General features: G+C 63.7%; 21 protein-coding genes and 1 riboswitch. Of the genes, 5 read left to right on the top strand and 16 right to left on the bottom strand.

The window, feature by feature from the left end:
- Positions 1–230: 230 nt before the first annotated feature.
- Positions 231–1,973: an N-acyl-D-amino-acid deacylase family protein gene (locus tag V1290_RS16830; RefSeq protein ID WP_334365446.1), complete on the bottom strand. Its 1,743-nt coding sequence runs from the start codon at positions 1,971–1,973 to the stop codon at positions 231–233.
- Between the two features lie 172 nt (positions 1,974–2,145).
- Positions 2,146–3,360 (bottom strand): MFS transporter, encoded by a 1,215-nt coding sequence (locus V1290_RS16825; RefSeq protein ID WP_334365445.1) that lies wholly within the window; start codon positions 3,358–3,360, stop codon positions 2,146–2,148.
- 174 nt (positions 3,361–3,534) lie between these two features.
- Here V1290_RS16825 and V1290_RS16820 point away from each other — a divergent pair, with 174 nt between their 5' ends.
- On the top strand, positions 3,535–4,836 hold the full coding sequence (locus V1290_RS16820) for a hypothetical protein (protein WP_334365444.1): 1,302 nt from the start codon (positions 3,535–3,537) through the stop codon (positions 4,834–4,836).
- Positions 4,837–4,940: 104 nt separating this feature from the next.
- Here V1290_RS16820 and V1290_RS16815 read toward each other — a convergent pair whose 3' ends face one another.
- Positions 4,941–5,102, bottom strand: coding sequence for a hypothetical protein (locus V1290_RS16815; RefSeq protein WP_334365443.1), 162 nt, complete (start codon positions 5,100–5,102; stop codon positions 4,941–4,943).
- A gap of 177 nt (positions 5,103–5,279) precedes the next feature.
- Between V1290_RS16815 and V1290_RS16810 the strand changes: the two genes are divergently transcribed.
- Positions 5,280–5,522, top strand: a complete 243-nt coding sequence (locus V1290_RS16810) for a hypothetical protein (RefSeq protein ID WP_057841290.1) — start codon at positions 5,280–5,282, stop codon at positions 5,520–5,522.
- 30 nt (positions 5,523–5,552) lie between these two features.
- Here the strand turns inward: V1290_RS16810 and V1290_RS16805 are convergent, their stop codons facing one another.
- The 7 genes from V1290_RS16805 to V1290_RS16775 form a co-directional block, all read right to left on the bottom strand.
- Entirely contained in the window at positions 5,553–5,843 is a 291-nt protein-coding gene (locus V1290_RS16805) for a hypothetical protein (protein WP_334365442.1), read from the bottom strand.
- 6 nt (positions 5,844–5,849) lie between these two features.
- Positions 5,850–6,089, bottom strand: a complete 240-nt coding sequence (locus V1290_RS16800; protein WP_051379883.1) for a hypothetical protein — start codon at positions 6,087–6,089, stop codon at positions 5,850–5,852.
- 15 nt (positions 6,090–6,104) lie between these two features.
- Positions 6,105–6,614, bottom strand: coding sequence for a methyltransferase family protein (locus tag V1290_RS16795; protein ID WP_334365441.1), 510 nt, complete (start codon positions 6,612–6,614; stop codon positions 6,105–6,107).
- A gap of 139 nt (positions 6,615–6,753) precedes the next feature.
- Positions 6,754–7,512, bottom strand: a complete 759-nt coding sequence (locus tag V1290_RS16790; protein ID WP_334365440.1) for an ABC transporter substrate-binding protein — start codon at positions 7,510–7,512, stop codon at positions 6,754–6,756.
- Positions 7,513–7,910: 398 nt separating this feature from the next.
- A complete protein-coding gene (gene pobA, locus V1290_RS16785; protein ID WP_334365439.1) occupies positions 7,911–9,089 on the bottom strand; it encodes a 4-hydroxybenzoate 3-monooxygenase in 1,179 nt (392 codons plus the stop codon).
- 23 nt (positions 9,090–9,112) lie between these two features.
- Positions 9,113–10,099, bottom strand: a complete 987-nt coding sequence (locus V1290_RS16780) for a methyltransferase (RefSeq protein WP_334365438.1) — start codon at positions 10,097–10,099, stop codon at positions 9,113–9,115.
- A 468-nt stretch (positions 10,100–10,567) separates the two neighbouring features.
- Entirely contained in the window at positions 10,568–12,862 is a 2,295-nt protein-coding gene (locus V1290_RS16775; RefSeq protein WP_334365437.1) for a TonB-dependent receptor, read from the bottom strand.
- Positions 12,863–12,975: 113 nt separating this feature from the next.
- Positions 12,976–13,175, bottom strand: a riboswitch (cobalamin riboswitch).
- A 134-nt stretch (positions 13,176–13,309) separates the two neighbouring features.
- Between V1290_RS16775 and V1290_RS16770 the strand changes: the two genes are divergently transcribed.
- From V1290_RS16770 to V1290_RS16760, 3 genes are read left to right on the top strand one after another with little or no spacing between them, the layout of a single operon-like run.
- Positions 13,310–14,353: a FecCD family ABC transporter permease gene (locus V1290_RS16770; RefSeq protein WP_334365436.1), complete on the top strand. Its 1,044-nt coding sequence runs from the start codon at positions 13,310–13,312 to the stop codon at positions 14,351–14,353.
- Positions 14,350–15,132: an ABC transporter ATP-binding protein gene (locus V1290_RS16765; RefSeq protein ID WP_334365435.1), complete on the top strand. Its 783-nt coding sequence runs from the start codon at positions 14,350–14,352 to the stop codon at positions 15,130–15,132. Before V1290_RS16770 ends, V1290_RS16765 begins: the two co-directional genes overlap by 4 nt.
- The gene (locus V1290_RS16760) at positions 15,132–15,965 is read left to right on the top strand and encodes an ABC transporter substrate-binding protein (RefSeq protein ID WP_334365434.1); all 834 of its coding nucleotides are present in this window, start codon (positions 15,132–15,134) and stop codon (positions 15,963–15,965) included. The genes V1290_RS16765 and V1290_RS16760 overlap by 1 nt, the downstream gene beginning before the upstream one ends.
- A 217-nt stretch (positions 15,966–16,182) precedes the next feature.
- Here V1290_RS16760 and V1290_RS16755 read toward each other — a convergent pair whose 3' ends face one another.
- From V1290_RS16755 to soxZ, 6 genes are all read right to left on the bottom strand, one after another.
- Positions 16,183–17,223 carry an MBL fold metallo-hydrolase gene (locus tag V1290_RS16755; protein WP_334365433.1) on the bottom strand — a complete coding sequence of 347 codons (1,041 nt, stop codon included), beginning with the start codon at positions 17,221–17,223 and terminating at the stop codon, positions 16,183–16,185.
- A gap of 123 nt (positions 17,224–17,346) precedes the next feature.
- Entirely contained in the window at positions 17,347–17,808 is a 462-nt protein-coding gene (locus V1290_RS16750) for a DsrE family protein (protein ID WP_442893686.1), read from the bottom strand.
- The gene (soxB, locus tag V1290_RS16745) at positions 17,805–19,553 is read right to left on the bottom strand and encodes a thiosulfohydrolase SoxB (RefSeq protein WP_334365432.1); all 1,749 of its coding nucleotides are present in this window, start codon (positions 19,551–19,553) and stop codon (positions 17,805–17,807) included. The genes V1290_RS16750 and soxB overlap by 4 nt, the downstream gene beginning before the upstream one ends.
- 26 nt (positions 19,554–19,579) lie before the next feature.
- Positions 19,580–19,897 carry a hypothetical protein gene (locus V1290_RS16740; protein WP_442894994.1) on the bottom strand — a complete coding sequence of 106 codons (318 nt, stop codon included), beginning with the start codon at positions 19,895–19,897 and terminating at the stop codon, positions 19,580–19,582.
- Complete coding sequence (gene soxA, locus V1290_RS16735; protein WP_334365431.1) at positions 19,894–20,760, bottom strand: sulfur oxidation c-type cytochrome SoxA; 867 nt, start codon at positions 20,758–20,760, stop codon at positions 19,894–19,896. The genes V1290_RS16740 and soxA overlap by 4 nt, the downstream gene beginning before the upstream one ends.
- Complete coding sequence (gene soxZ, locus V1290_RS16730) at positions 20,757–21,068, bottom strand: thiosulfate oxidation carrier complex protein SoxZ (protein ID WP_057841279.1); 312 nt, start codon at positions 21,066–21,068, stop codon at positions 20,757–20,759. Before soxZ ends, soxA begins: the two co-directional genes overlap by 4 nt.
- Positions 21,069–21,070 lie beyond the last annotated feature (2 nt).

Genomic DNA, 21,070 nt, shown 5'->3' with positions numbered 1-21,070 from the left:
CCACATCGCCCTGAACGATGAGCCGCGGCGTATGGGTCCTGCGTTCGCAGGGACGACGGAATAGAGGCGAGAACCCCTAAACTTGTCGCCCCTGCGAAAGCAGGGGCCCATAACCACCAGCTTACATTGTTGAAGCGCCGCCGTCTCGCCGTGTGCCATTTCCGCAGGCTGCGGCGTATGGGTCCCTGCGTTCGCAGGGACGACACCGAGTACGACGAAACGGCCCCGTCTTAACTCGCCGCCGCATCCATCTGCGGCTTTGAGCCCTGCGCGCCGCGCACCAGCTTGCCCGGGCGCGCGCCGGTGGCTTTGCCGGCGTGCTGCGTCACCACGCCGGAGACGATGGTGGCGTCATAGCCATCGATCTGCTGCATCAGGCGGCGGCCGCCGACCGGCAGGTCGTAATGCACTTTTGGCGGATGCAGATGCAGACGGTCGTAATCGATCACGTTGACGTCGGCCTTGAAGCCGGGCGCGATCACGCCGCGGTCGTAGAGGCCGACCGAAAGCGCGGTCTTGCGCGATTGCGCGGCGACGACGAACGGGATCGACAGTTTTTCGCCGCGGGTGCGGTCGCGCGTCCAGTGCGTCAAGAGATAGGTCGGGAAACTGGCATCGCAGATGATGCCGCAATGCGCGCCGCCGTCGGAGAGCCCCGGCACGGCATTGGGATCGCGCAGCATCTCGCTGACAGCATCGAGATTGCCGTCGGCATAATTGAGGAACGGCACGTAGAGCATGCCGCGGCCGTCATCCGTCAGCATCGCATCATAGGCGAGTTCTTCCGGTTGCTTGCCCTGGCGACGGGCCTGGGCGCCCAGCGTGTTTTCCGGCGGCTGCTCGTAGTCCGGCGGATCACCGAGCAGGTACATTTTGTCGTAGTTCGGCCGGAAGAACAGCGGATCGTCGGTCGCGGTGGCGTGCTCACTCAGGATCGCCTTGCGTACGTCCGGCTGGCGCAGCCGCGCGAGCCGCTCGGTGAGCGGCAGATGTGCAATCGCCTGGTAGCTCGGATGAGTCTGGAACGGGTTGCGCGACAATTCGAGGCCGAGCATCAATCCGACCGGGCGGGCCGCGATCTGTGCCGTAATCGACAGGCCGCGCGCCGAAGCATCCCTGATGGTGTCGAGCGTCTGGCGCCAGCGCTGCGGCGCTCTGTCGTTCTGCGTGATCGAGAACGATACCGGGATCTTCGTGTTCTCCGCCACCCGCAGCATCATCGGCAGATCTTCGTCGATTCCGGAAAGATCGAGGACGAACTGAAAGACGCTACGGCCGTGCGCGTGCATCGCAGCGGCAATCGCGGTCAGTTCGTCCTCGCCGGCCTTCAGCGTCGGCGTAAAATCGCCGGTCGAGGTGCGGTGGTTGAGCGTGCGCGAGGTCGAGAAGCCGAGCGCGCCTGATCGCACCGCATCAGCAGCCAGTGCTGCCATCGCCTTGTTGTCGTCTGATGTCGAGGGATCGCGGCGCGCGCCGCGCTCGCCCATCACATAGACGCGCAAAGCCGCGTGCGGCAGTTGCGCGCCGATGTCCATGTCGAAGCTTCTCTTCGACAGCCACTCCATGTAATCCGGAAAGCTCTCCCATGCCCATGGGATGCCGGCGCTCAACACCGGCTCGGGGATATCCTCGACGCCTTCCATCAATTGAATCAGTCGGACATGGTCGGCCGGTCGGCACGGCGCGAAGCCGACGCCGCAATTTCCCATGATCGCTGTGGTGACGCCGTTCTGCGAGGAGGGCGTGATGTCCTGGCTCCAGGTGACCTGGCCATCATAATGTGTGTGGACGTCGACAAAGCCTGGCGTAACCAGTCTGCCCTTGGCGTGGATTTCTTCCTTGCCCTTTGCCGCTATCTTGCCGACTTCGGTGATGCGGCCGCCTGCAATCGCCACGTCGGCTTCGAACAAGTCGCCACCCTTGCCATCGGCAACGGTGCCGCCGCGGATCACGAGGTCGGGGGTCGAGGTCATGGCTTCCATCCCGGATCTGGCTTTTGTTGACGCATCATCCGGCGTCCCCGGACACTGTCAACCGCCGGGGATGAGGTTCAGGAATGCATCAAAGCGCTTTCGAGCGGACTTGATCCGGGGGTGGCCGCCGGTTCGCGTGAAGAAAACGCGTCAAAATAAAAGACCGATGCTGTTACGTTCTGGTGGGTTCCGCAGGCTTGCGGTCGGTCACCAGCGCCAGCAGGACCGTCAGCAACATGAAGGCGACGGAGGCGCCGAACACCCAATGCGGCAGGTTCTGATCCATGATCCAGCCGAACAATAGCGGGGAGAGTATGCCGCTGAAATTGAAGCCGGTGGAGACGATACCGAAGGCGCGGCCCGCGGCGCCCGCAGGAGCCGCGTTGCGCACCAGCATGTCGCGCGAAGGGGCGATGACGCCGCCGAGGAATCCGGCCAGCCCCATCGCGGCGGTCAGCACCACCGACGGCAGATTGATCGTCGCAATGATTGTTATGATGACGGCGTTGATGGCAAAGCACGCAGCGGCGACATTGCCATGCCGCGTGGTGCGGTCGGCGAGATAGCCGCCGGCGAGCACGCCGGCCGCGCTGGCGCCGAGATAGGCGGTCAGCGCGACGTTGGCGGCCGAGAACGTCACGCCAAAGCCGCTCATCAGCGCAACGACGCCGAAATTGCTGATGCCGGCGCTGGACAGGCCGAGCAGCATGAAGAAGATCGTCAGCACGATGATCGCAGGCGTCACGATGCTCTGCTGCGGCGCTGCAGGGTCATCGGCCTTGCGATCGGCCGAACTGGCATCGGGAATCCTGACCGCGATCAATAGCAGCGCTGCCGCAGGGCCGACCGCACCGGCCACGATCAGCGCGCCGAGCCCGCCGACGGCTGTCACCAGCATGAGCATGATCGTGGGCGCCACCGCACCGCCAAGGAAACCCGCAAAGGTATGGACCGAAAACGCCCGGCCCATCCGCGCTTCATCCATATGCGTCGACAGGATCGCATAGTCGCAGGTGTGATAAACGCTGTTGGCAAGGCCGAGCAGCGCGGCCGAGATGATCAGCGAGACGTAGCTCAGGTGCAGGCCAAGCATGATCAGCGCGAGGCCGCCGACGGTGAGGCCGATCAGCAGCACTTTTCGCGCGCCAATGTGGTCGGCGAGATAACCGATCGGGGCCTGCGTCAGGCCGGAGACGACGCCGAACACCGTGAGCGCGAAGCCGAGCTCAATGTAGCCGACGCCCAACTGCTCCTTCAGGAACGGAAACAGCATCGGCAGCACAAACAGATGGAAATGGCTGACCCAATGGGCGACCGAAATCGCCGCGAGCGTGCGCAGCGAGGTGTCCACTTTGGCTTGTTGCGGTGCGGCCAGAATGTCGACCATGTCAGCTCAAAAATCCTGTGAAACTTGTGGCCCGGCTGGGCGGGGCTGAAAATATAGGCAGGCCGTTATTTGTCCATGAATGCCGCTGCATGGCTGCCCCGGCGCAGGGCAGGGCGCACGAAATGCCGCCATTAAATCAGGAGACAAAGGCGGTTTACGCGGCAATGATCCGGCATGCCTGATCCCGCAACACCGCTCCGGGTACTGGTCTCCGAAGGTTCCTCGACTTCGGCCCGGGAGGCCATTACGATTCTCGGTCTTTCGGGCCATCACGTCGAGGTCTGCGATCCCTCGCCCTGGTGTCTATCGCGGTTCTCGCGCTTCGTCCGCAAATTTCATCGCTGCCCTGGACTGCGGGACGACCCCGCCGGTTACCTGACCTTCGTCGAGCAGCGACTGGCCGGCGGAAAATTCGACGTGCTGCTGCCGACGCACGAGCAGGGATTTTTGTTTGCGCGGGTCGCGCAGCGCATCGAAGGCCGCGCCGGTCTCGCGCTGCCGAACTTCGAGAGCTATCGCGAGGCGCATAGCAAGGCCGGCTTCAGCCGGCTGCTCGATCGGTTGGGATTGCCGCAGCCGCCGACGCGCATCGTGCAATCCGCGCAAGGGGTGCGCGATGCGGTTCGCTATCCGGCCGTCGTGAAGACTTCTGTCGGCACCGCCAGCCGGGGCATCTGGTTCGTGCGCAGCGCGGACGACCTGACCCGCGCGCTACACGATCTCGAGGACAGCGACGCATTCGCCGGTGAGGTGCTGGTGCAAGACCTCGTCGTAGGCACTACCGAGAAGGCGCAATCGGTATTCTGCCGCGGCCGGATGCTCGGCTTTCATGCCTATCGGCAGATCGCGGCGGGTGTTGGTGGCGGCGAGGCGATCAAGCAGAGCGTGAGCCGGCCGGTCGTTCGCGCTTACGTCGAGCAGATCGGCCGGGCGCTCGATTGGCACGGCGCGCTATCGGTCGATTACATCATGCCGGACGTCGATACCGCGCCATTGCTGATCGATTGCAATCCGCGGCTGGTCGAGCCGATGAATGCCTATCGCTCCGGCGTCGACCTCGTCGGACTTTTGCTTCTGATCTCGCTGGGCGAGACGCCGGCTCCGTTGCTTGCAAGCCGCGAGGGCGTGCTCACGCACCTGGCGATGCAGGCGTTGCTCGGATGTGCGGCGCGCGGCGGAACGCGGCCCGACATTCTCAGGGAATGCTTGCATCTCGCTGCGGCGCGCGGGCCTTATGCCAGCAGCAGCGAAGAACTCACACCGGTGCAGTCGGACTGGATCAGCGCCGTGCCGCTGGCGCTGACGGCAGCCGCGCTGCTGGTTTCGCCAAAGCTGGCGGTCAAACTAGCACGCGGCGGCTTTGGCGCGCATCTGCTCGATGCAGCGAGTATTCGGGTGATTGAAAGCGAAGGCTTCTACCAACACAGCTCGTCATCGTCCGGCTTGACCGGGCGATCCGGTACTCCGCAGCGCTGATGTTCTGCAGAAAGGCCGTGGCGTACTGGGTCGCCCGCCCCGGAGCCTGTCATCGGGCGCGCCTTCGCGCGACCCGTTGGCGGGCGATGACAACTTTTATGAGGCTACAACGGCTCATCGTCGGGGCCATAACGGTCCCGCTTCGGCGTAGCGATGTCGCCGTCCTCGTAGTCCTCCTCCTCCTCAACCGGCGGGCGCGGTGGCTTCTTCGGCTTGGCATCGCCTTGTTTCGGAGGCTCGCTGTTCTTCCTGCCTGTTCCGCCCATATGATTTCACCAAAGTGATGATTCTCGCCGGATCAATCGGCGTTTGCGCTGCATGCCGACTCAGGGTAACGGCATGACCTCAATCTAATCGCGCCCGGAAGATATCCTAGCGCCGGTCAAACGTTTCTTCCCGCCCTTTTTGCGGCTTCAGCTCGAAGGGCATCACATGGAGCCAGTATGAAGAAGCCCCGCATTGCGCTCGATGAACCGCAACAGCGCAAGATCCTCCGCGCCGACAAGGCTCCGACCGCCGGTTATTCGCTGGTCGTGGATGGCCACTTCAAGTCGCATCACGATACGGTGGAGGCGGCTGAGGAAGCGGGCATGGCGTTGAAGAACCGCTTCCAGATGCTTCAGGTGCAGGTTTACGATGCCGAGAACAAGACGCGATCGATGATCGATTGGCCGGGGCCGGCGTAACGCCGAATCTTCGAGTTCGATCGGCCGATCTCAGGTTCGCCGTCCGCCGTTCTGTTGGCTCGCCAGCCACTCGGACAGGGCCACCGGCTTCTCGTCGGCCCGCTTTGTGCTGCTGCGCGCCTTCTTTGCGGCCTTTGCGGCGGGCGCACGTTGCGGCTCGGCTGCTTCGCGCGCAAGCCGCAACGCCTTCAGCTTCGCCATATTGTCGAGCACGGCTTTCGCCGCTGCGTCGCGTTCGGCTTTGCCGGACTTGGCGTCCTGAACGGCCTTGGCCGCCTTGTCGAAGCGCGCCTGGGCGCGATCGCGATCCTCTTTCGTCATTTCAAGTCAGCCTCTTTTCGCAATCCTGGCTTTGGTCTTGCCCTTGACCTTCGATTCCGGCGGATTTGCACGGTCGGCCGCTTCCTTTGCCAGGCGCAGCGCGCGCAGCTTCTCGGTTCGCTGGCGGATCGCAATATCGGCAGCCGCGATCTCGGCCATCGCCTTGATGCCGTCGACTTCCTGGGCGCGCTTGCGGTTGAGCCTCATTTCTTTCAGCTCGGCGGCGCTCTTCGGCTCATCATTCATGTCATACCTCTGAAATCACGACTGATATCGTCGAGCGGTCTGTGGCCCATTTACCACGGATCGGCGCGCAGAGGATGTTATTTTCGGTCGAAAATGGCGCAGTTTCTGACAGAATCTGCCTTGATATGAAAGGTTGCGGGAACACGGCAGGTCGAGCCGGTCTTCGATGAGCGGCGTATTGCGATAACAGCCGTCCGTTTTCTCCAGAAGCCGGAGTGCAGCGCAGCCGGTCAACAGCATCTCGGCCGGGCGTGGATGCAGGCCGAGGGCTTCCGCCAGCCCGGCAACCGTGATGCTGGCGCCGCCCGCAAGGCGGCTGAAGAGGTCCAACTCGTGCGCAGCGGCCAGAGTCTTGAAGGCCCAGAAACCGGTCGAAAGCGCCATCAGCGGGACGGCGGAAGGAAGCTCCAGCGTGGCGGCAATCGGCTGATCGACCGCCCGCAGCTTTGTCTCGCCCGAAATCGAACCGGGCTGGCGGGCAAGCGTTGTCGTGCGCGCAGCAGCGCGCTGGAGATGGTTGAGCATGGCGCATTCCTCAGTGTTGACGGTTAGTTCGCAGCTTCAAATCTCAGCAGGCCAGGTTACGGGGTGATTTCGGGATTCGGACAATCGGTTACGGCTGAAACGGACCGATACCCAACGCGGTCATCGCTGCGCAACGTGCTCAATGGGGGCGGCACGGATCGATCTTCAGCTCCTTGCACGGATCCTTGACGCGCTCGATGGTCCTGATCACCTTCTGATGCAGACGACCGTTCTGCATGATCCCCTCCGAGAGATACTCGTTCATCACCACGTCACGCGTAACCGGATCGATTTCGATCGGCCCGCGTGGGCTGTCATGCGTCCAGCCCTTGAGCGCCGCAAGCGCCTCGCTTGGGTCGCTTTTGCCGTTCGTTGCATGGATCGCGTGCACGATTGCCGCCATGCCGTCGTAGCCGCCGACGGCGAAGAAGTCCGGAACTGCGTCGGCACCGTATTCCTTCTTCGGCATTGTAGTGGTAGGCGGTGACAAGCCCGGCCGCTGCCTCTCCCATCCTTTGCAACTTGCTGTCCTGGCTGATTTATAGCCGACCACCGCGGTCTTCGCCTGCAGTGTCTTAGCGGCGGCCTCGCCCATGGAGAATCCAGCGTGCCAATTGCTGAACGACACGCGGACATAATAGGGCGAGAGGTTCGGGATGTGCGCTGCGCCTGCGTTCAGGATCACCGCGGGCTTCTTTCCTGCGTTGACCAGCGGCGCGCTGGCGATCGCGCTCGGCGAATCGTACCAGCCGGTGAGGATATCGACATTGTCCTGGGTCAGCAGCTCCTGCACCGCGACACACGCATTGGCGCCGGCGAGATCTTTGGCGTCGCGTCTGATCAGCTTGATCGTGTATGGCTTGACCTTGTCGGGGGTTGAGCTTGAGGTAGAGATCAAGACCTCGATCGATTTGCTGCGCGTTCTCCGCGCCCACGCCGGTATAAGGCAACTGAACGCCGACCTTCACCTCCTGCGCAGGTGCCCAGGTGCTGGAGAGGATCAAGGCGGTCGAGGCTGCGGCGATCAGTCCGGTCACCAGACTCCTAGATGCGGGCCGGCAGTCGCATAAGACGGCTGTTCTTCTGCATGTGGTCAACAGGCTTCGTGTGCATCACTAGTGTGGCGGTTCAGAAGTCCGCACCATTCTCGCGGCGAGTCGGACATACGGACTTCTGAACCAAGCCACACTGGAATCAACGAGTTGCCAGTGTCCTTCGATTCCAGAGTTCGTGCGGGCCCCGCTGCCGATAAGGCGCTGCGAGCGATTGCGGCAGCGAAGCGTAGCGCTCGCGGCATCAGCTCTCAAATGGCAGGCCGACATACTGCTCGGCGAGCGATGCCTGCGCACGCTCCGACGCAAGAAGGTAATCGAACTGGTTCTCGCGCATGCGCCGGTCGAACGGCGCTTCATTAGGGAACTGGTGGATCAACGTGGTCAGCCACCACGACATGCGCTCGGCGCTCCACACCCGGCGCAGCGCCATATCGGAATAGCCGTCGAGATAGTGGGTGCGGCCGGCCTTCAAGGCCTCGGTCAACGCGCGCGAGAGGTAGAACACGTCGGAGACCGCGAGGTTGAGACCTTTCGCTCCTGTGGGAGGGACAATGTGCGCTGCGTCGCCCGCCAGAAACAGGCGACCATAGCGCATCGGCTCGGCGACAAAGCTCCGTAGCGGCGCGATCGATTTCTCGATCGAGGGACCGGTCACGATGCTGTCGGCCATGTCCTTCGGGCAGCGCGCCTTCAATTCCTCCCAGAAGCGGTCGTCCGGCCAGTCCTCGATGCGGGCGTCGAGATCGCACTGGATGTAGTAGCGGCTCAGCATCGGGCTGCGCTGCGAGGCGAGCGCGAAGCCGCGCGAATGATAGCAATAGCAGATCTCCGGATAGGGCGGCGTCTCCGACATGATGCCGAGCCAGCCGAACGGATAGCCGCGCTCAAACGTGCGCAGCACCGACGCCGGGATCGATTGCCGGCTCACGCCATGGTGGCCGTCGCAGCCAGCGACATAGTCGCAATCGATCCGGCGGGTCTGCCCGCCCTTTTCGTAGGTCACGTGCGGGCGGTCCGACGTCAGCTCGTGCAGCGCGACGTTTGCCGCGTCATCGATCACGACGCCGCCAGCCGCGTCGCGCGCGGCATAGAGATCCTCGGTGATCGCGGTCTGGCCATAGGACATCATCGGTCGGCCGGTGAACTTGCGGGTGTCGATGAAGAAGTGCGGCTTGCCTTCCCACGCGATGCCCGAGCCGTCATGGACACGTCCCTCCCGATCCATGCGTGCGCCGAGGCCGACCTCGCGCAAGAGTTCGATCGTTCCCGCTTCCAGCACCCCGGCGCGGATGCGCTCGAGCACATGGCCGCGGCTCTGCCGCTCCAGCACGATGCTGTCGACGCCGTTGCGGGCGAGCATGTGGGAGAGTAGTAGACCGGCGGGACCGCCGCCGATGATGGCAACCTGCGTTCGCGTCATCGCCGCATGAGGCCTCCCTTGAGTTACGGCTTACGGCCGATCACGGCGCCGTTTGCGGCGGGTGCGTCGAACCAGACCGTCTCGATGTCCCGGAATCCGGCTTCCTCGAGCCACGCCGAGTATTCGGCCGGCGTGTAGTTCCGCCCTTCCGTCTCGATCAGCATGTTGAGGCTCATCAGCGCAGCCGGCGCCGGCCCGGTCTTTTCGTTATTGACGAGAAGCTCGCTGATGACGACTGCGCCGCCGCTCGGCAAAGCCTCGAAGGACCGGCGCAGCAGGGCGCGGTTCTTCGCCTCGTCCCAATCGTGCAGGATCATCGACAGGAGATGCACGTCGTGATCCCCGGGAAGCTGTTCGAAGAAGTTGCCGCCGGCGGTCTCGATGCGGTCGGTCAAGCCGGCCTCGGTAATCTTTCCCGCGGCGATCGCGGCCACATGCGGCAAGTCAAACACGGTCGCACGCAGCGCCCCATACTGTTTGCAAAGCTCGATGTCGTACGCGCCGGATCCACCGCCGATGTCCAGAAGGCGGCGGAAATGACTGAGATCCACGGCTTCGCCGAGCTTGCGCGCGGTCATCGTGGAGAGCGAATGCATCGCCTCCCAGAAGAGTGCCAGCATCGTCGGATCCTCGCCGTCGAACATCGAGGATTGCACTGCCGGGTCCCACGTGGTTGGCCGGTTCGTGCGCAGCGCCTCTGTAAGCCTCCCCCAGCCCGCGTAGAGCCGCTTGTCAGCCATCTGCACGAAGCCACCGAAGTAATACGGTTTCCCGCGCACGAGATAGGCTTCGCTTAACGGCGTATTGCGATAACGGCCGTCCGTTTTCTCCAAAAGCCCGAGTGCAGCGCAGCCGGTCAACAGCATCTCGGCCGGACGTGGATGCAGACCGAGGGCTTCCGCCAGCCCGGCAACCGTGATGCCGGCGCCGCCCGCAAGGCGGCTGAAGAGGTCCAACTCGTGCGCAGCGGCCAGAGTCTTGAAGGCCCAGAAACCGGTCGAAAGCGCCATCAGCGGGACGGCGGAAGGAAGCTCCAGCGTGGGGGCAAGAGTTTTTGTTCGAGGCATTTCGGCCTCCCATGTTCCAGACTAAGGACCGTGGCTTGCATGACCGTGTTGGCGAACATTGCCATCCTAGTATCGTAAGAAATTACAAGACTGGTAGAAGTGCCAATTCATGGATTCTCGGCCAGTCCAATTCTCGTTTGGCGTCGCTGCGCCTTCAGCGGAGCGACGGAAGAAAGCTCGGGCGCGGCGGCAATCGGCTGGACGTTTGCATGCTTGGCCGGAGGCGCTGTCCGCGAAAGCTCCACGCGAATATTCTCACGGGGACAGCGGCAGCAGGCAATTAGTTATGTAAAGCGACCTGCCCCTTTGACCCTTAACGGTCAGGGGCCGGATGGCCGTCGCAACATAACTTCGTGCTCGACATAGTTCGGCTTATGTCGAGTTCGACATAAGCCGAACCGGCTATATCGGTCAGAACGTCGCGCCAGCCTTCACCATGAAGGTGCGGCCGGGCAGCGGATAGGCCGAGAAACGGCCGGGCGTGAACGAGCTCGCAATGGCGTAGTCGTAATAGAGCGCGTTGAACAGGTTGTTCACGCCCACCGACCAGAAGAAACGATCGTAGGCGCCGCTCAGTTTCAAATCGACGGTGGCGTCTGCCGGAATGCGGCGCTGGGTGTTGGCCTGGTCGTTGTCCATGAAGCGTTCGCTCCAGGCGCGCACCGTGGCGTCGAACACCAGATAGTTCTGCCAGATGTTCCAGGTCACGCCGCCGCTCGCGGTGTAGCGCGACACCAGCGGCACGTCGTTCCCCGCAAACGCACCCTCGCGGAAGACAGCGCGCGTATAGGCGACGCCACCCCGCAGCAGCACGCTGTCGCTGACGCGCAGCGAAGCGCTGGTCTCGGAGCCGTAGCGGCGGGTGGGATCGAGGTTCAAGTTGTGGAACAGCACGGGATTGAAATGGATCTCGTTCTCGAGGTCCATGTTGTAGATGCTCGATTGCATCTGGAAGGCACCGCTCTTGATGCGGAAGCCGCCCTCGATGTCGTGCGAGGTCTGGGTCTTCAAATTGAAGTCGCCGGGCAGCGGGGTGAAGAAGGGGTCGAATGCCGGACCCGAGGCGACGCGCTCGTCCACGGTCGGGGTGCGGAACGCGCGTGCGGCGCGGCCGAACACCGAGAATACGCCATTGAAGCGATGCTCGAGGCCAGCATGCAGCGCATATTGCGTTTCGTTGCTGTCCAACGGGAAGGCCTGAGCGCTGCAGTTAAAGAACATGGCGCAACCGGGCGCGTTGGGGTCGTACCGATCCCGGGCACTCAGGCTGGTATTTTGAATCCTGGCGCCGTAGGAGAAATCCGTCGTCGGCAGCGGACCGACGGTCTGCTGCCAATAGCCCGCCACCGACTGTTGCGACAGATCGTAGATGTGGGTGGGCGGAAGGCCTTTGAACGCCCCGCGTTCCTGGTTGAACGTCGCATCGTAATAATCGATGCCGGTCAGGATCTGTGAGGGCATCCCGAGTATCGAGTTCTTGACACTCAGTCGCGGCGTGATCGACCAGGTCTGCAGTGCCGCATCGTTATAGGTCGAGGAGAAGCTCGGCAGCGGCGAAGCAAACGGTACCGCACCGAAGAAACCGCTTTGCGTATCCTTCTTCCGCACGCCGCCGTCGACGATGAGTTCGGCGCCGTTCCACAGCGTTTTTGTGAAACCGGCGGTGGCGCTGGCGCCCTGCTGATTGCCGTAATCGAACGGCGTGGCGGCGCCCCGGCGGTTCGTGACCAGTTCGTTGAGACCGATCGAGGGATCGACTAAGCGGCCGCCGGGGAATCCGAGCTTTTGGTCGTCACCGGTCACCGTGAGAAAGGCCTTGAGGTCGGGCGTGGAGTAATTGAGATTGCCGACCCCGTTGCGCTGGTCGAGCGCATTGTTTTCCCGATAGCCGTCGGACTTGATTGCATTGCCATAGAACGATGTCGACCACGGTCCGTAATTGGTCGTGGCCGAGAGATTCGCAAGTCGTTGATTGAACGAGCCGACGCCGGCCTCGCTTCGAATGGCGACTGGTGGGCCGCCGACGCCGTTCTTCAGGACGATATTGATGACACCGCCGACCGCGTTGTCGCCATACAGTACCGCGCCACTGTTGCCGCGGGTGATTTCAATGCGCTCGATCGAATCGCGCGGAATGGTCGAAAAATCGACGCCGGCCATGTCGATGTCGTTGAGCCTTCGGCCGTTGATGAGCACCAGGGTATTTGAGGTCGCGAAAGCGCCGAAACCGCGGAGGTCGACGCTGGTCTTGGCGCCGTTGACGCCGCCAAACAGGCTAGTCAGTTGCACGCCCGGCGTTTGCGCGATGATTTCCTGCAACGTTTGTGCGGGCGAATGCGCGATCTCTTCGGCGGTAATAACGGTCGACGCCGTGCCGACGATGCCGGAGAACTGCCGTCCGCCGCCTGCGCCCGCGCCTTGCGGGGCGCTTTGCGATGCGACGTTCGAGCCGGTCCCCGCCGCAGGTCGCGTGCCGGTCAACGGCGCAGCCGCGGGCACGATGCGGCGCGAGGTCGATCCTTCATCGTAGGTCGGTTTGGCGCGGGTCCGGTTCGCGTCAGTGGGCGAGGTTACCTCGATCGGTGGCAGTTGCTCGGGCGCCGTTTGCTGCGCCTGTGCGCCGGAAATGCCAAGCGAGATGGGTATCAGGAAGCTGCTGGTGAGCCAAAAGCGGCGGCGCCGCGTGGCTGTGTTGGTGAAAGACATGACTTGGACCTCGGTATGACGTCAGTGGCACGTCACAGCGAACCAAGTCTCACCATGTGCTTTCAGCAGCTCAGGTGAAGCTAATGTCTGTACTCCCCGACCGACATCTTCGCGTGTGACCACGGCTGACGGCAGGTCTCCTGGCTCGCGGGTCGTTACCCCATCGTCGCCTTCCCAGGACCGAGATGCCCAGTGGCTTATGACGAAGGATTCGCCGCTTACAGTTGCGGGGGCAGCCGCGGAATTGGGGGATTTCCCCGCACCGCATTCCCTTTTGATCCCCAAAATGGGAACCGTCGGGAACTATGGTAGAAGTTTGTCAAAGTCCGAGTCAATGCGCCCCGGGGCGTCCGGCGATCCTCACTGGACGAGTGCGCTATTTTTGCCGCATGAGCACGCCTGCCCGCCACCTGTACCGGGGCGGGTAAACCTGCTTTAGGACGATCGATGAGTGTTGAGGCCGTAACCGTGACCAATGAGGAAGCCGCGCGCCGGCGGATCGGCACGACGGCAGCGCTTGCTGCCCTCGTGGTGCTCTTGATGCTGATCTCGCTCGGTATCGGTCCGGTGCGGCTGTCGCCGCTTGCGGTGGCGGAAGCGCTGTTCGGCGGCGGCAGCGAGGTGGCGCAGGTGATCGTGCGGGAAATCCGCCTGCCGCGGACGCTGCTGGCGCTGGCGATCGGCGCCATTCTCGGGCTGTCGGGCGCGTCGCTGCAGGGCTTGCTCCGCAATCCGCTGGCCTCGCCCTCGCTGTTCGGCGCGCCGCAATCGGCCGCGTTCGGCGCCGTGCTGGTGATTGCGCTCGGGCTCGCCGACGTGCGCTCCTATGCGCTCCCGGTCGCGGCGATCGTCGCAGCATTCGCGTCGGTGTTCGTGCTGCTCTCGATTGCCGGCCGCAACGCCGGGCTGCTGATCCTCATTCTGTCGGGACTGGCGATTTCGAGCTTTGCAGGCGCTGCCACCGCGCTGGTGATGAACCTCTCCAGCAATCCCTTCTTGGTGCTGGAGATCGCATTCTGGCTGCTCGGCTCGCTGGAGGATCGTAGCTTTCAGCATGTAATGCTGGCATTTCCCTTCATCATTGCCGGCGCCCTGATGCTGTTCAGCCAGCGCCATGCCTTTCGGGCGCTGAGCCTGGGCGAGGAAACCGCGCAGAGCCTTGGCGTCGATGTGGGGCGTCTGCGGCTGTTCGTGATTTCGGGCGTCGCGCTCGGCGTCGGCGGCGCGGTCGCCGTCACCGGCACCATCGGTTTCATCGGCCTGGTTGCGCCGCATCTGATGCGGCCCCTGATCGGCCATGACCCCGGGCGTCTGCTGGTCCCGAGCGCACTCGCCGGCTCGGCGCTGCTGCTGGCGGCGGACATCGCGGTGCGCATCATTCCCTCGACGTCGGACATCAAGGTCGGCGTGCTGACCTCGATCATCGGCGTACCGTTCTTCCTCTATCTGATCATGCGCGAACGCCGCGCGCTCGGTGGAGGCGTCGCATGAGCGAGGCGGCGCTACTGACCGCAACGGGGATCGGCGTGCGGCTTGCCGGCCGCGTCGTGCTGAAGGACGTTTCGCTGGCGCTGTCGGCCGGACACCTGGTGGCGCTGGTCGGCCCGAACGGCGCCGGCAAGACGACGTTGTTGCGAGCGCTGGCCGGCCTAATCCCCTCCGAAGGCGAGATCGCGGTCGGCGGCGATGCGCTGGCCTCGCTGCCGCTCCGCGAGCGCGCCAAACGCTTCGGTTATCTGCCGCAGGGGCATCTCGTGCATTGGCCGCTGCCGGCGCGCGATATCGTGGCGCTCGGCCGCTACCCGCATGGCGCAACCGATCCGGCGCGGCTGTCGCCAAAGGACGCCGAGGCCGTGCTGCGCGCGATGCAGGCGGTCGACGTGATGGAGTTCAGCGATCGCCGCGTCACCGAGCTGTCCGGCGGCGAGCGCAGCCGCGTCGCGCTGGCGCGTGCGCTGGCGGTGGAGGCGCCGATCATCCTGGCCGACGAGCCGACCGCCTCGCTCGATCCGCGGCACCAGATCGACGTCATGAAGAATTTGCGCGCGACCGCGGACAAGGGCGTGCTGGTCATCGTCGTGACGCACGATCTCGGGCTTGCAGCCCGATTTGCCGACCATGTGCTGGTGCTGAAGGAAGGCAATCTAGTGTCGTGGGGCACGCCAGGCGAGGGGCTATCGGAGCGGGTGATGGCGGACGTGTTTCGGATCAGCGCCTATCGCGCGGAATATCAGCACGAGGCGGTCATCGTGCCCTGGGCGGATATCTGATGCGACGGTTCGGCTTTCTTGTCGCGATCGCCGCGTTGGCGATGTCAGGCGGCGCAGTATTCGCGGCCGGCCCTCCGCGTATGGTGTCGATGAATGTGTGCAGCGATCAGTTGCTGCTGACACTGGCCGACCCCGAGCAGATTTTGGGCCTCAGCCGCTTCGCGCGCGACGGCTGGCAATCGCAGGCGGGCGACATCAGCCGCTATCCGGTACTGTCAGGCGCGGCCGAGGACGTGCTGCTGCTCAAGCCGGACATGGTCATCGCCAGTGCGTTTGACAAGCGCTCAACGCGGGAGCTGTTGAAGGCGAAGGGCCTTCATCTTGCCGAGCTCGCCGTGCCGCGAAACCTCGAAGAAGCCCGCGCGCAGATCCGCGAGGTCGGTGACATGACCGGGCACCCCGATCGCGCGGCCGCCGAAATCGCGCGGCTCGACGCCGCGCTGGCGCGCGCCCGCCGTGCCGCCGCCGAGCGGCATTATCGCGTGCTGCCGCTGTCGCGGCGCGGCTGGGTGGCGGGCAGCGACAGCTTTCTCGGTTCGCTGCTGAGCGAAGTCGGGCTGCGCAGCGCCGCCGGCGATCTCGGCTTTACCTTCGGCGGATTTGCCTCGCTGGAGGCGATCGTTTCCCTGAGGCCCGACTTCGTCGTGGTTTCGAACGCCGGCGATTATGCGCGAGACGACGGCCAGGCGTTTCTGGTCCATCCGGCGCTGGAGCGCTTCTACCCGCCGGAGCGGCGCATCGTGATTCCGGAGCGGCTGACCGAATGCGGCGGCGTCATGTTGGCCGATGCGCTGGATGCGCTGACGGCGGAGTTGAAGCGGGTGGGGCGGTGATGTCCGGGTAAAACTGGGGCCGTCGTCCCTGCGAACGCAGGGACCCATAACCACCAGCCTACATTGTTGAAGCGCAGCCGTCGCCCCTTGTGCCCTTTGCGCGGGCCGCGGTGTATGGGCCCCTGCGTTCGCAGGGGCGACACGTTGAGAGGTTCTCGCCTCTATCCCGTTGTCCCTGCGTTCGCATGCGTTCGCAGGGACGACGACACCATAAAGACTACTCGTGCACCACCGGCCCACCTATCTTCTTCCACGCGTCCAGCCCGCCTTCGATATGCGCGGTGTTGGCGAGCCCCGCGTTCTTTGCCGCGGCCACCGCCATCGCCGAGCGTTCGCCGAAGGCGCAGAAGAACACGACCCGGCGGCCGGTGGCGGCGGCGACTTCGCGCAGCATGCCGCCGGGCTTGAGGCTCTCGGCGATGCCGGGGTAGGGCGCATGCAGCGCGCCCGAGATGGTGCCATGCTTGGCGCGCTCGCTGGTCTCGCGCAAATCCACCAGCAGGATATCGGGCCGGCCAAGGCTCGCAATCGCATCGCGGGCACAGAGCGCGAGTCCCTGCTTGGCAAGCTCCTCCTGGTGCAGGCCGACATGCATGTTGGCGGGCACCGCGACGTCCATCATCTTGGGGTTCGGCAGCTTCAGGTTCGCCATCAGCTCAATGTATTCGTCGACGCTGCGTACCTGTAGCCGCGGATTATAGCGGCGCTCCTCGCCGATGGTGGAAACCGTGTCGCCCTTGTAGTCATGGGCGGGGAATACCAGCGTCTCGTCCGGCAGTTTCAGAAGCCGGTTGAAGATCGATTCATATTGCGCCCGGGAAGAGCCGTTCTGGAAGTCGGTGCGGCCGGTGCCGCGGATCAATAGCGTGTCGCCAGTGAAGACGCGATCGCCCATCAAATAGCTGTAAGAATCGTCGGTGTGGCCGGGCGTGTACATGACATCCAGGCACAACCCCTCGATCGTCACCTTATCGCCGTCGGACACCCGCATCGACACCACGTCGGCCTTGCTCTGCTCGCCCATGATGGTGATGCACTGGGTGCGGTCGCGCAATTCGCCGAGGCCGGTGACGTGGTCGGCGTGCAGATGGGTGTCGACCGCCTTCACCAGCCGCAGATCGAGCTCGCGCAGAAGCTGGCAGTAGCGATCGGCCTTTTCCAGCACGGGATCGAGGATCAACGCCTCGCCGCCGGCGCGGCTCGCCAGCAGATAACTGTAGGTGCCGGACACGCTGTCGAAGAGTTGACGAAAGATCATGGCTACACGTCCGCGTTAACTCAGGTTGGATCAGGGCCGGACGTAGCTCCAGCCCGCTCCTGCAATTCCATCCACTTTACCACGCCTGAGGGCGCGATGAAATTACGGCTCGCTCGCAGGCGGTCACGGCCGTACCAGCGTGTACCCGTTCTCCGTCAGAAACAGAATTTGTGCGACGCCGACCTGCACCGGCGTGGCCGCGGCGATGAACTCCGGCCGTTTGCCGGCCTCGCGTTCGAGCGTATCGACGGTGTTGAGGCAGACGTCGAAACGCGCGCCTTGCGCGACCAGGCTCTCGACCATCTTGCGGTTGGGATTTTCCGGGCGCAGCAGGTCGATGCCGGGGCCGAACGCGACGACCTCGATCGCCACCTTGTCGGGATCGTAATGCTTCATCAGGTTGCTGGCGACGCTGAGCACGAGGCCCTGCTTGCGCGGATCGTTGTCGGAGAGCTGCAGCACGATTTTGTGCTCCGCGAACGGCTTGTCCTGCAGTGGCGCCTGCTGGGCACGGGCCTCGGGCGCGGCGGTTGCGATCAGAAGCGCCGCGGCCATCGCGCGAAGGATGGTCGAAAAGCCCGTCATGCCTGTCCCGCAATGCCCGGATTGCCTTCAACGCCTTTCAGCGTTACGCCCGGCGGCGAGCGGTTGGGCGGTTTGCCCGACCTTAGATACCTTGCGACCACATCCCAGACTGGCGCGCCGGTCTGTTCGTTGACCGAGGCCCAGCCCGCCACTCTGTAATGCTTGTCGGCCTCCAGCGTGCGGCCGTTGTCGAGCTTGAGTTCGGAAATCCGCTTGCCCACGGTTTCAGTCGGCGTGCAGGTGTAGGCGAGCCCGCCGACGCGGACCATGTCGCCGCCCTGCTGGTAATAGGGGTCGGTGTTGAAGAGATTGTCGCAGATGTCTTCCAGCACGTCCTTGATCTGGCCGCCGGTCATGGTCTGGACATAGGTCTCCGGATAGGTGACGGCGGTCTGCGCCATCACGTCCTCCATCGTCAGCGGCTGGCCGGCCAGCGCCGTGGTACCCCAGCGAAAACCCGGCGACAGCGCGATCTCCGCGTTCAATTCGCCGAGCAGCGCGTCGCAGATCAGTTGATCCATGCTGCCGCTGAAATTGCCGCGGCGATAGAGCAGTCGGTCGGCTGCTGCGATCTTCTCGTTGAGCGTGGCCGCATAGGGCTCGCGAGTCTTGTCGATCAGCGCCTGCATCGCCGGATCGGGCTTCAGCAATTCGGAAAACACCGGCAGCAGCCGGTAGCGCACATCCTTGATTTTGCCCTTGCCGATGTCGAGGTCGAGCACCGCCAGAAACTTGCCGTTCGAGCCGGCATTGGTGACGAGCGTGGTGCCGCCTGCGTTGGTGACGGCAATCGGCTGCGGCACGGCGTCATGGGTATGACCGCCGAGAATGACGTCGATGCCGGTGACGCGGCTGGCGAGCTTGAGATCGACATCCATGCCGTTGTGCGAGAGCAGAACGACGGCGTCGACCTTGTCGGTGTTACGATGCGTATCGACGAGTTTCTGCAGCTCCTCGTCGCGGATGCCGAACTTCCAGTCCGGCGTAAAGCGCTTCGGATGGGCGATCGGCACGTAGGGGAACGCCTGTCCGATTACGGCAACGCGATGGCCACCGATTTCCTTGATGACGGACGGCTTGAACACGCGCCCCGATGCCGGGTCGAACGCCTTGGCGTCATTGAAGGCGGCTTCTTCAGTGAGATAGACGTTCTGCGCCAGGAATTCGCCCTTGAAGCGTTCGAGGTTGGCGCGCAGCGCCTTCTCGCCATAGGTGAATTCCCAATGGCCGGTCATCGCCTCGATGCCGAGCAGGTTGGCGGCCTCCACCATGTCGACGCCACGCATGGTATTGGCGAGGCCGGTGCCCTGCCAGAGATCGCCGCCGTCGAGCAGCAGCGAGCGGCCGGAGCCGGCTTCGCTCCGCATGCGATCAGTCAACGTCTTCAGATGCGCGAAGCCGCCGAGCTTGCCGAACCGGCCGGCGGCCTTCTCGAACTCGATGCAGGTGAAAGCATAGGCATCGGCACTGTCCGGGCGGATGCCGAAGCGATCGAGAAAGGCGCGTCCGACCAGATGCGGCGGGTTGCCCTGCATCGGTCCAACGCCGAGATTGACGCTCGGCTCGCGGAAGAACACCGGCCGAAGCTGCGCGTGCGTATCCGTGATGTGCAGGATACGTGCATTGCCGAACCGCTCGAGGTCGTAAACGCCTGCGTTGTCGGCGCCGCGCGCCAGCCGTGGCAGGCTGCCGGACAGGGTGGCAGCGCCCGCTAGCGTCAGAAAATCGCGGCGGCGGATGGTCATGCGGGTCTTCGCGCGTCGTAACGGTGTCAGCGTATTTCCAGATCCTTCCAGCGGGTCTTCTCGCTGGTGGCCTGGAAGATCGAAGCTTTGGCCAGCGCCTCCGCTTCCTTGGCCGACGCGGTGGCCTTATCGAAATCACCCGCATCCGCCGCCTTCTTCGCCGCCGCCAGCGTGTTCGCCGTGGTGGTCCATTGGTTGCGTAGCTTGCCGGCCTCCTTGTTGGCGGCTTCAGCCGCGGCGTAGGCTGCCTTGAATTCGTCCTCGGAGCCCAAGGCGAGCGCGGGCACAGCACCCGCGGCAAACAGCGCCAGAACTAATGCGGATTTCTGCATCAAGTTCCTCATGGCCGCGCTCCCGGACCTGAAATCGGCAGTCCATTGCTGACATAGGACAGGTAATATTCGACGTTGCGATATTCGTCGTCCTGCGGGCTGAGCGGCACTGCGCGGATCTGGCTGTTGCAGGTGGTGAAGCGCCGGCTGGTAGTGCCCATGCCGCTCCATTCCGAGCGGTAGATCGGCATCGCGTTGACGATGCCAAGCGCGGGCGCCAGGATTTCGGCGCGGATGCGCTCGCCCGGGCTCTGCACATGGCAGGTGGCGCAGGAGAAGTTGAGCTGTCCGCGCCGGGTGTAGAAATATTCTTTGCCGTTTTCGTAAGCCGCGAGCGCGCGCGGATCGTTCGGGATTTTGATGTCCATGGGCTTGCCGCGCGAGGTGAAGGCCATGTAGGCGGTCAGCGCCGCCATTTCGTCCTTCACATAGGAGAACGGCGGTTCGCCATTGGCCTCGCGGCAGCGGTTCAAGGCCAATTCAAGCGTGATGACCTTGCCTTCCTTCTCGTCGAAGTAAGGGTAGTTCTGGCGGATGCCGATGCCGCCGTTCGGGAAGCAGTCCGCATAGGTCTTGCCGTTCTTGAACGGCTTGGAGAACATCTCCTTGCCCATTTCGAGCGAGAACTCGTAGGGCGGGAACTGTTCCTTCTCCTGCCACTGCCGATAAAGGTCCTCGTTCATCGAATAGGGGCCGTTGACGAAGTCCTCGAACTTTACCTTGGGAAATTTGTCTCTGAAGAACTTCTGGAACGCCTTGGCGTCGGCGACAGGATCGATCTTGTCGTCAGCTGCCAACAGCGGCGCGCCCGCCAGCGTCAGCGCGGCCAGCGCAATCGCGGCGGATGCCAGAAAGATCGCGGATCGCAGCTTCATTGGATCTTCGCCGTGGTGGTGTCGGTCGCGCCCTTGTTATCGACCCAACTGATCTTCAGTTCGTCGCCCTTCTTGGCTCCCTTGAACGCGAACTTCACGTAGGGGTCCTTGGAGATACCACCGCCCCAATCGGCGGCGAACACGTTCTTGCCGTCATGCTCGAAGGTGAGCTGCTGGATGAAGTGCGGCGGAATGGTCTCGCCCTTGGCGTTCTTGACGAACCCGGAATCCATCGGGTGCTGGATCAGTGCCTGCACCTCGGTGATATCGCCGTTCGAAGAAGCGCGCACGCGAATGGTGGATGCCATGT

This window comes from Bradyrhizobium sp. AZCC 1578, from assembly GCF_036924675.1.
In the GTDB taxonomy this organism is placed as follows: Bacteria; Pseudomonadota; Alphaproteobacteria; order Rhizobiales; family Xanthobacteraceae; genus Bradyrhizobium.
Note: the sequence above shows the minus strand (reverse complement) of the source record. Positions and strands in the feature narration are given on the sequence as shown.